Source organism: Salinisphaera shabanensis E1L3A (assembly GCF_000215955.2).
In the GTDB taxonomy this organism is placed as follows: Bacteria; Pseudomonadota; Gammaproteobacteria; order Nevskiales; family Salinisphaeraceae; genus Salinisphaera; species Salinisphaera shabanensis.
The window spans coordinates 24,397-33,145 of record NZ_AFNV02000034.1; the positions used below are offsets into that span (position 1 = coordinate 24,397).

At 61.5% G+C, this 8,749-nt stretch carries 8 protein-coding genes and 1 pseudogene; 3 read left to right on the plus strand and 6 right to left on the minus strand.

Annotated features, from left to right (window positions below; all coding sequences use genetic code 11):
• Positions 1-266 precede the first annotated feature (266 nt).
• The 6 genes from paaX to SSPSH_RS16870 all read right to left on the minus strand — a co-directional run bounded on the left by paaX (position 267) and on the right by SSPSH_RS16870 (position 5,911).
• Positions 267-1,187, minus strand: coding sequence for a phenylacetic acid degradation operon negative regulatory protein PaaX (gene paaX, locus SSPSH_RS16845; protein WP_040608532.1), 921 nt, complete (start codon positions 1,185-1,187; stop codon positions 267-269).
• A gap of 177 nt (positions 1,188-1,364) precedes the next feature.
• Entirely contained in the window at positions 1,365-2,519 is a 1,155-nt protein-coding gene (locus SSPSH_RS16850; RefSeq protein ID WP_006913744.1) for an ABC transporter substrate-binding protein, read from the minus strand.
• 59 nt (positions 2,520-2,578) lie between these two features.
• Positions 2,579-3,337 (minus strand): ABC transporter ATP-binding protein, encoded by a 759-nt coding sequence (locus tag SSPSH_RS16855; protein WP_006913743.1) that lies wholly within the window; start codon positions 3,335-3,337, stop codon positions 2,579-2,581.
• Positions 3,334-4,095: an ABC transporter ATP-binding protein gene (locus SSPSH_RS16860; protein ID WP_006913742.1), complete on the minus strand. Its 762-nt coding sequence runs from the start codon at positions 4,093-4,095 to the stop codon at positions 3,334-3,336. The genes SSPSH_RS16855 and SSPSH_RS16860 overlap by 4 nt, the downstream gene beginning before the upstream one ends.
• Positions 4,092-5,036 carry a branched-chain amino acid ABC transporter permease gene (locus SSPSH_RS16865; RefSeq protein ID WP_006913741.1) on the minus strand — a complete coding sequence of 315 codons (945 nt, stop codon included), beginning with the start codon at positions 5,034-5,036 and terminating at the stop codon, positions 4,092-4,094. Before SSPSH_RS16865 ends, SSPSH_RS16860 begins: the two co-directional genes overlap by 4 nt.
• The gene (locus tag SSPSH_RS16870) at positions 5,036-5,911 is read right to left on the minus strand and encodes a branched-chain amino acid ABC transporter permease (RefSeq protein ID WP_006913740.1); all 876 of its coding nucleotides are present in this window, start codon (positions 5,909-5,911) and stop codon (positions 5,036-5,038) included. Before SSPSH_RS16870 ends, SSPSH_RS16865 begins: the two co-directional genes overlap by 1 nt.
• A 906-nt stretch (positions 5,912-6,817) precedes the next feature.
• On the opposite strand from SSPSH_RS16870, the gene hpaD reads away from it, so the two are divergent.
• The 3 genes and pseudogenes from hpaD to SSPSH_RS19600 all read left to right on the plus strand — a co-directional run bounded on the left by hpaD (position 6,818) and on the right by SSPSH_RS19600 (position 8,730).
• On the plus strand, positions 6,818-7,957 hold the full coding sequence (hpaD, locus tag SSPSH_RS16875) for a 3,4-dihydroxyphenylacetate 2,3-dioxygenase (RefSeq protein WP_006913739.1): 1,140 nt from the start codon (positions 6,818-6,820) through the stop codon (positions 7,955-7,957).
• Between the two features lie 469 nt (positions 7,958-8,426).
• Positions 8,427-8,477 (plus strand): annotated as a pseudogene (locus SSPSH_RS19595) (homoprotocatechuate degradation operon regulator HpaR); the annotation flags it as partial.
• Between the two features lie 100 nt (positions 8,478-8,577).
• The gene (locus SSPSH_RS19600) at positions 8,578-8,730 is read left to right on the plus strand and encodes a hypothetical protein (protein WP_244263538.1); all 153 of its coding nucleotides are present in this window, start codon (positions 8,578-8,580) and stop codon (positions 8,728-8,730) included.
• Positions 8,731-8,749 lie beyond the last annotated feature (19 nt).

The window sequence follows — 8,749 nt, forward strand, 5'->3', positions numbered from 1 at the left end:
CAAGTTACATGATCGTACGTTTTGTATCAAATAAATATCGCGCGCATTCGATTTCGGCGACCCAGTGCGCAACTGGCTGATTACACAAATATAATCCTGAAATCTGTTGGCTAAAAGGAATTAATCGAGGGGATCGACGACGCAAATAAAAGCCGCTGACAACGTGAGAAACGGCATTGCTGCATTGCAGCGCGATACAGGCGAACTCTTTGAGAACGCCAAATGTATCGGGTTATTGCATCCGGCGACCCGGGCCGCCGATGCGCTCAGAGACCGCCGAAACGCTCGTAGAAATAGGCGGCCGGCTCGGGCAGCGGCCCGTCGGCGGTTTCCAGCACTTCGGCCAGATAGCTTTCGGCCTGTCGGAAGGTGGCGCGATAGAGATTGCGACACAAAAGCCGCGCCGCCGTGCCGTGCCAGTCGCCCGGTAATACATCGTCGGGCAGCTGGGGATCGCGCAGCAGCAGACGACGAATTTCGTGGATCAGCAACGTTCTGATCAGAAACGCCGCCTGTGGGTCGAGCCCACCGTTGCTGTCGATAGCGCGCCAGACCGGTCGGAACCGATCCAGAAATTCGGCGTATTGCACGCCGAGCGCTTCGAGATTCCAGCACTCACGCACAAGCCGGTTGAGCGGTGCCGAGGTAGGCAGGCCTTCGTTGCGTGCACGCATGAGCACCACACGACGCTGAACATCCATATCCTGCAGCACCGACGTCAACGCCGATCGCGGCGGTAGCGGGTGCGCCAGCATATCGCTGGAAAATGCGCCGAAGCCGAGCGTCGACAACTCCTTGCGCAGCGTGTCGCGCTTGCGCTGCGGCACCTGCCCCATGAGCACGAGCGTCCACTCGCCGTCCCAGGACACCCGCGGCTCGCTATAGACCCGTTCATAGGCCCGTTCGAAGCTGCGCCAGCCGCTACGCGTGAGGCTGTAGTAGCTGCGCCGGCCAATCTGCTCGGAACTCAGCCAGCCTTCCTTGGACAGCCGATAGACCGAAGTACGAACGAGGCGCTCGTTGAGGCCCAGCGGTTCCAGTAATTTGATCAGGCTGCCCAACCAGACGGTGCCGCCCCGCGGCGCAATCGCATCGCCATAGACCGAAATGATCAGCGATGTCGCGCGCAGAGAGCGGCGGGCGCTGAATTCTTCGATCAATGCATCGATAGGCCGGGATCGTGCCAATGTGTTCTCCCTATGAGCGCTGTCGGACCGCGACAATACGGTCGGACACACAAGCTGGCATAAAAATGCCCGCGGCACAGAGCGCGCGGGCACCGTATAACCTCGTGATTCTAGAGCCTGGCGGGCGAGCTTGCGAGCCATACAGGCAAAGCTGCACGGCCCGCAGCCAAACCTGGCTCAGTCGATGAGCGTCCAGGTCCCGTCATGGATTTCCAGCATACGGAAAGCCGACAGATCCAGGCCCATGTGGTCGTCGGGGCTCATGTTGAATACGCCACCAACGCCCACGAAGCCTTCGGTGTTCTCGATGGCATCACGAATGGCGCCACGATCGGCGCTGCCCGCGGCCTCGATTGCTTCGACCGCGATCATCAACCCGTCGTAGGCATGACCGCCGAACTGAGAGATGGACTCATTGAACGCGTTTTCGTATTCCTGCTTGTAAGCCAATGCGACCTTCTTCTGCGGGTCGTCGTCGTCCAGCTTGGAGGCCACCAGCAGTGCACCGGCGGGCAGACGTACACCTTCGGCCGCATCGCCGGCGAGCTCGATATACTTCTCGGAGGCCACACCGTGCGACTGGTAGAACGGCAGCTCGAGACCCAGCTGCTTGTAGTTGCGCGTCACGATGGCCGGACCTTGGCCGAAGCCGAAGTTGAGCACTGCCTGCACGCCCTGCGTGTTGGCGATGTTGGTCAACTGGGCGGTCATGTCGGTATCGCTGTTGTTATAGGTTTCGTCGGCAACAATCTCGATATCGAACTCCGAGGCCGCTTCAAGCGTCTGGGTACGCCCGGACTGGCCGAAGCCACCGGAACCCGAAATAAGCCCCACCTTGGTGAAGCCGCGGCTCTGCATGTCCTTGAGAATCTTGCGGGCCGCCATGCGGTCGGTATGCGGCGTCTTGAACACCCATTTCTTGACCGGGTCGATGATCGGAATACCGCCGGCCAGCGAAATCATCGCCACCCCCGAACGCTCGACCAGCGGTACCGCCGCCATGGTCGTACCCGTGGTGCTGCCGCCCACGATCACGTCGACCTGATCGGAGTTGATCAGACGCTTGACGAAGGTACGTGCCTTGCCGGCATTGCCCGACGTGTCGTAATGCACGAGCTCCAGCGGACGGCCGAGCACGCCGCCCTCGTCGTTGATCTTGCCGACCCAGTGTTCCAGCGTCTTGAGCTCGGGGTCGCCGAGAAACGACGCCGGCCCGGTGACCGATAGAAAGGTACCGACCTTGATCGGCTTGCCGTCGGGCGCCGCGAAAGCGGCAGTGCCAGCGGATGCCAGCGCGAGCAGCAATGCCGCTCCGAGTGTCTTGATTCGCATAACGTCTCCTTGGTTTTCTCACACGGTGTGCCCCGTCGACCGCAATCGACGAGTTGTTGTCATTTGTCTTGTTCGTTCTCGGTTGCCGGCACGTCGCTGATGCCCAGATAGGCACGCCGCACCTCCGGATGGTCGGCCAGCTCGCGACCGGTACCACTGACCGTGATCTCGCCGGTTTCGAGCACGAAACCACGGTCGGCAATCGCCAAGGCGCCGGCCGCGTTCTGTTCGACCAACAGGATCGTGATGCCGTCGGCGTTGAGGTTGCGCACGATCTCGAATATCTCTTCGATGAGTAGTGGCGCCAGTCCCATGCTCGGCTCGTCGAGCAGCAGCAGGCGCGGTCGCGCCATGAGCGCACGCCCGATGGCCAGCATCTGCTGCTGGCCGCCGGAGAGCATGCCGGCCGCCTGCCGACGCTTCTCGGCCAGGATCGGAAACAGCTCGTATACCCAGTCGATATCGCGATCGACCGCGGCGCCGCGACCGCGCACATAGGCGCCCAGCGCGAGGTTGTCGGCCACCGACATCGGCCCGAATACCTGCCGGCCTTCCGGGACCTGGGTAATACCGCGGGCGACGCGTTTCTGGGCCTTGAGGCGGCTGATCTCTTCGCCATCGAAATGAATTTCGCCCTGACTGTGCGGGTGAATGCCCGAGAGCGTGTTCAGCAGCGTGGTCTTGCCGGCGCCGTTGGCGCCCACCAGCGCCACCAGTTCACCCTGGGCTACGTCCAGATCGATGTCGCGCAGCGCGGTCACCGCGCCATAGCGGGTATGCAGGCCGCGAATACGCAGCAATGGTTCGGCGGTACTCATGCGCCCCCCAGATAAGCAGAGATGACCTCGGGGTCGTTCTGAATCGCGTGCGGCGTGCCCTGGGCCAGCTTGCGGCCATAGTTGAGCACCAGCACATCGTCGGAGACGTCCATGACCAGCTTCATATCGTGTTCGACGAGTACCACCGTCACCCCACTCGCGGCCACTTCACGAATCAGCGCGCCGATGGCGTGGGTTTCGTTGGCGTTGAGGCCCGCTGCCGGCTCGTCGAGAAACAGCAGCTCGGGCTCGGCAGCGAGCGCACGGGCAATTTCCAGACGCTTGAGCGCGCCGTAGGACATTTCGCTGGGATGCTGGTCGATCTGGTTCTCCAGACCGGTGAAACGCATCAGTTCGATGGCCCGCGCACGGCAATCGCGATCCCCCGCGCGCACCGACTTCAGCCGCAACAGGGCGGCCAAGAAGCCGCGATTCAAGCGCAGGTGGAGCCCGACCATCACGTTCTCCACCGCCGACATATTCATGCAGATCTGCAGGTTCTGGAACGTGCGGCCGAGCCCGCGCTGAGCCAGCTTGTAGGGCGCGAGCCCGCGCGTATCGTGGTCGGACAGGAGAATGCTGCCGGCCGTAGGCGTATAGATACCGGTAAGCAGATTGATCAGCGTGGTCTTGCCCGCGCCGTTGGGGCCGATGATCGAATGGATATTGCCGCGCGCGACCGTAAACGACAGATCGGCGACCGCATCCACACCGCCAAAGGACTTGGTCAGCTCACGGCATTCGAGTATTGCGCTCATCGCCGGCCTCCCGGCACCAGCCGTGCAAGCGTGGGTACCAGACCGGTGGGCATGAAGATCACCACCACCATTAGAATCGCGCCCAGGATCATCATTTCCAGATCGTCTACGCCGGTTAGAAACTGCGGCAGCAGGGTGAGAATCACCGCACCGACGAGCGCACCGTAGGTCGAGGCCATGCCGCCGAGCACGACCATGGTCACGAACTCGATCGAGTAGATGAAGTTCGCCAGCCCCGGCGTCACGAACCCCGAATAGTGGGCGGTGAGTACGCCGGCCAGTGCCGCCAGCACCGCCGAGACCACAAAGATGAGCACCTTGTAGCCCAGCGTATGCACGCCGACCACCTCGGCCGCCGTCTCCGAGCCGTGAACCGCGCGCAGGGCCCGCCCCACAGGCGAGTCGATCAGGTTCAGCGCCAGCCAAACCGTGGCCACCAACAGTATGGCGATCAGCGCATACCAGTAGCGCTCGTCGTAGATATCGGTACCGCCAATCGAGATCGGCGGCACCATCATGCCGTCCGGGCCGCCGGTGATGCCGGCCTCGGTACGCAGAACGATCGAGATGAGAATCCCCAGACCCAGAGTGGCCATGGCCAGGTAGTGCCCCGACAGGCGCAGAATGGGCCGCGCGATCACGAACGCCAGTACGGCGACGACCACCAGGGCAGCCGGCATGGACAGGTACACCGGCCAGCCGTAGTTCGCGCTCAGCACCGCGGTGACATAGGCCCCAAGACCGAAGAATCCGGCATGGCCCAGACTGATCTGGCCGGCATAGCCCATGAGCAGGTTCAGCCCCACCGCCACCATGGCATTGGTCAGCACATGGATTGCCACGTCGTACTGATACGGATTGGAAAAGATCAGCGGCGCGCTGGCGAGCGCCAGTGCCAGCACGATCAGGCCCGGACGGGGTATGCGTTTGAGCCAACCCATTACACCCGCTCCGTCGCACGCGAGCCGAACAGGCCGCTGGGCATGAAGAACAACACCAGCAGCACGATCACGAACGGCACCGCATCCTTGTATTCGGACGAGATATAGCCGGCCGTGAAAGCCTCCATGATGCCCAGCAACAAGCCGCCGGCCACTGCACCCAGCGGGCTACCGAGCCCGCCGAGCACGGCAGCGACGAAACCCTTCAAGCCGAGCATCACGCCTACGTCGTAAACGGTGAGCGTGATCGGTGCGGCCACGGCCCCGGCCACCGCACCGAGCGCGCCGGCGAGCGCGAACGACAGCATCAGAATGAAGCGCGGGTTGATCCCGACCAGACGCGCGGCGTTCGGGTTGTGCGAGACCGCGAGCATCGCCTTGCCGGTGAGCGTGCGGGTGAAAAACCAGGCCAGAAGGCACACCACGACCGCACCGATACCCAGCACCCACAAACTCTGCGGCAGTATCGTTGCCCCCGCGATATTGATCGGCGTATTGCCGGTAAACGCCGGCAGCGCATGGATCGATTTGCCCCAGAAGAACTGCGCGCCCCCGCGCAGAAACAGCGACGCGCCGATGGTAATGATGATCAACGGCACGATATCGTTCGTGGCCGCCCGTTCGATCGCGAGTTTTTCGATCAGAATGCCGGCGAGTACCGCCAGCACGATCGCAGCCACGATCGCCAACGGCATGGGCAGGCCGTACTGCATGAGCATGACCGAACCCAGCCCGCCGATCATCAGGAACTCGCCCTGGGCGAAGTTGATGATATGGCTGGCGTTGTAGATGATCGTGAAACCCAATGCGACCAGGGCGTAGGTCGAACCCGCGGTCAGCCCGGAAAACAGGTACTGCAGGAACTCAGCGAACATGACGCGCCCGCCCGTCGCTGTAATCGACCGGCCTATCGAAGACCCTGCATTCGGTCGACAAGTCTGCATGCCAGCCGTCGAGCGCATACACAGCACTCCGGCATTCGGTCGCTTTCACTGATATCTCCTGTCCGTACTCGCGCCGGCGGTGCCGGTCATGCCCGATACGCCTGGGCGTTCGGGCTTTATAAATATTGCGTTCTGTCGGCGCGTCGCCCCGCCTGGGGCGATGACGGCTTATACCCTGCCGTTTAATCGCTGCCGAGAGATCTTTAAAGCGATACTACATCAAAACACAAAGGCCTAAACAAGTATCATTTTTTGAATAATTAGACGCATGCTACACGCAGAATTCGCGCTGTTTCTGTTATTTTTATTAATAACCAGCCGCTTACAAATATGCTTATCGATCCCAAAAGACGTCTTTTGAATTCGTGAAACCGTCATTTCGAATCAGCGTCGTATCAAGAAACACGAAAGGCCTCGGCCACCGCGATTATTCGGCGGCGGCCGGCCGCGACCGTTTACCCGTTGTACCTGTCCTGCCTGCACGACTGTTCCAGCAGTAGTTGAGGGCGCCACGAAGAACGGCTCACAGGTCGTCCTTCGCTTGACACTCACCCCATTACTTAACATGCTAAACAAAATAAGTCGAACCCTGATGCAGTGCGTCCTGGTCGATCATGTCGATGTTGGCGCCACGCCCACGACCTATCGGTTTTTGGCTGTACGGCACCTGTCCGGGGCGAATCGGCAGCGGCGTATTCGCGGGTAACAACGGATGTACCCGTCACAACGTCATACATAGACGACGAAAGGCGTGATGCCACGCCGAGACCGATAACAAAAGCCGTTCGCCCAGGGTATGCAACGGCGCAGTCATGATCTGCGATGAGGAGATTCCAGATGAGCGATAAAACACTGACGTCTGCCGGTTTCTATGTCTCGGCCGAGGCATTCGTGCCAACCGATAACCCGGTGCCCACACCGAGCGCGCCGCCGCCCGAGATCGTGCGCTGTGCTTATATGGAGATCGTGGTAACGGATCTCGCCGCGTCGCGGGCCTTCTATGTGGACGTGCTGGACCTGGTGGTGACCGAGGAAAGCGACGACGCAATCTACCTACGCACGACCGAAGAGTTCATTCACCACAACGTCGTGCTGCGTCCGGGCCCGGTGGCCGCGGTCGCTGTCTTTGCCTACCGCGTGCAGTCGCCTGCGGAGCTCGACAAGGCGGTCGCCTTCTATAGCGAACTCGGTTGTCGCGTGGAGCGCCGCAAGGATGGCTTCACCCAGGGCATAGGCGACGCCGTGCGCGTTGAAGATCCACTGGGCTTTCCGATCGAATTCTTCTACGAGGTAGCCCACGTCGAACGCCTGGCCTGGCGCTACGACCTGCACACTGCCGGCGCCCTGGTGCGTCTGGATCATTTCAACCAAGTCACACCGGATGTGCCGCGCGCGACCCGATTCATGCAGGATCTGGGTTTTCGCGTAACCGAAGACATTCAGGACGAACACCAGACCGTCTATGCCGCCTGGATGCGCCGCAAATCCACCGTGCACGATACCGCCATGACCGGCGGCGAAGGCCCTCGCATGCATCACATCGCCTTCGCCACGCACGAAAAACACAACATCCTCTATATCTGCGACAAACTCGGGTCGTTGCGCCTGTCTGACCATATCGAGCGCGGCCCGGGTCGCCACGGTGTATCGAACGCGTTTTATCTCTACCTGCGCGACCCTGACGGGCACCGGATCGAAATCTATACGCAGGACTATTACACCGGCGATCCCGACAATCCGGTCGTCACCTGGGACGTACACGACAATCAGCGCCGTGACTGGTGGGGCAACGCCGTGGTGCCCTCGTGGTACACCGAGGCCTCGCTGGTGCTCGACCTCGATGGCAAGCCGCAGCCCGTCGCCCCGCGCACCGACCGCTCGGAAATGGCGGTCACGATCGGGGCAGACGGCTTCTCCTATACCCGCAAGAGCGACAAGGACGACAGCAGCGAATACAAGCTCGGCAACCAGCTATAAGCCAGGCATGAAATACGACGCCTCCTGTCGCGTCTGACCACAGGCGGGCCATAGCGCACGGTTTGTGGGCGTGCCCTGCAACCCGCGCTGGCCCGTTCGTGCTAGCAACCATGAACGCCTCGCCATGGCCCGGTAGGCCATGGCAGCTGCTTGATGCACAATAAAAAGAATCCTGCCGCACCGGCCCGTTTCGGGCCTGTCCGTCGATCGAGCATCGCATTGCGTATGGCCTGGCCGTGCGCGCGATCGCTACAAGATCGTTCGGGCCGGCGCATCAGTTCAGACGACATCGAGAAGCCGGCCGATGAGCCAGACAAGCAGCCCTGCCCGACAACGCGACTACAAGCGTCATCCGCTCGAGACCAAACACGCCCTGCCCATGACTCTGCTTCGGGCGCGCGAGTCGGTGATGGCGCGGTTTCGCCCCATGCTCAACGCCCACGGTATTTCCGAACAGCAATGGCGCGTCATGCGGGTGCTCGCAGAAGAAGGGGTGCTCGATGCGACCGAGATTTCCGGCCGGGCCTGTATCTTCGCGTCGAGCCTGTCGCGCATCATCAAGACGCTGGAAAAAACAGGGCGCTCTCATACGCGAGCGCTGCCCAGACGACGCCCGCCGCGTGCAACTACGCCTGTCCGACCAGGGCTATCGAACCGTCAGCGAAATCACCCCGGAGAGCGTGGCCATCTATCGCGAGCTCGAACACAAATTCGGCAGCGATCGGGTGGCCACGCTGATCGACATGCTCAACGAACTCGTCGATATGGACTAGGTGTGTAAACCCACCAGGT

What these genes read in the sequence shown, in the direction of transcription:
- SSPSH_RS16850 (WP_006913744.1), bottom strand. Translation starts at nt 2,519, where the DNA reads ATGCGAATCAAGACACTCGGAGCGGCATTGCTGCTCGCGCTGGCATCC.
- SSPSH_RS16855 (WP_006913743.1), bottom strand. Translation starts at nt 3,337, where the DNA reads ATGAGTACCGCCGAACCATTGCTGCGTATTCGCGGCCTGCATACCCGC.
- SSPSH_RS16860 (WP_006913742.1), bottom strand. Translation starts at nt 4,095, where the DNA reads ATGAGCGCAATACTCGAATGCCGTGAGCTGACCAAGTCCTTTGGCGGT.
- SSPSH_RS16865 (WP_006913741.1), bottom strand. Translation starts at nt 5,036, where the DNA reads ATGGGTTGGCTCAAACGCATACCCCGTCCGGGCCTGATCGTGCTGGCA.
- SSPSH_RS16870 (WP_006913740.1), bottom strand. Translation starts at nt 5,911, where the DNA reads ATGTTCGCTGAGTTCCTGCAGTACCTGTTTTCCGGGCTGACCGCGGGT.
- hpaD (WP_006913739.1), top strand. Translation starts at nt 6,818, where the DNA reads ATGAGCGATAAAACACTGACGTCTGCCGGTTTCTATGTCTCGGCCGAG.